Source organism: Burkholderia sp. Bp9031, from assembly GCF_003857965.1.
Lineage (GTDB): Bacteria > Pseudomonadota > Gammaproteobacteria > Burkholderiales > Burkholderiaceae > Burkholderia > Burkholderia ambifaria_A.
Window position 1 is genome coordinate 1 of the sequence record NZ_QTPW01000101.1, and the last position, 575, is coordinate 575.

Here is a 575-nt window from a genome sequence, read left to right on the forward strand (position 1 = left end):
TCCGTCACGGTCACGCGTCCGGGCGTCAGGCGGCTGGTCACGGACAGCGTGTGAATGTGTTCCTCGTCGATATGCTGACCATCGGGCGGCAGATAACGCAGCGTCTCGTAGGCCGCGCCGTGCGGATGATGGCCACCCATCGTGTCGCACAGAACCAGACGATGATGGCCGCCGTCGTGCTCGAACCACCACCAGATTCCCCATTCTTCCCAGAGGCGTTGCAGAAATGCCCAGTCCGATTCAAACGCCTGTCGCTGCACATCGCGTGTCGGATAGACGCCCCGGAATGCGCCCAAGCGCTGATCGACGGGATAGGGATATTTCGCAAGCACCGCGTCGGTGATTTCAACGACGGTCATGTCCTGAAACAGGCGGCAATCCTGCGTCAGCGTTGCGCGATGGAGCCACGGGCGTAGTTCCAGTTCGTACAGAATCGAGTCGCGATCCTGACCGGCGATCCGGGCCGCTTCGACCAGCCCGCTGATCTCGCGCGTGCCCGCGCCGATGTTGCCAAGTCCGGCGGCGCCGGCCAGCCCCGAAATGAACCGCCCTTTGCCTTCGAGCTGGATCGACAC

At 63.1% G+C, this 575-nt stretch carries 1 protein-coding gene; it reads right to left on the reverse strand.

The genetic code is table 11. The annotated features are described in order from the left end of the window. Positions 1-575, reverse strand: a 575-nt coding sequence (locus tag DIE15_RS36700; protein ID WP_185734623.1) for a phage late control D family protein, incomplete at both ends; no start/stop codon positions are given.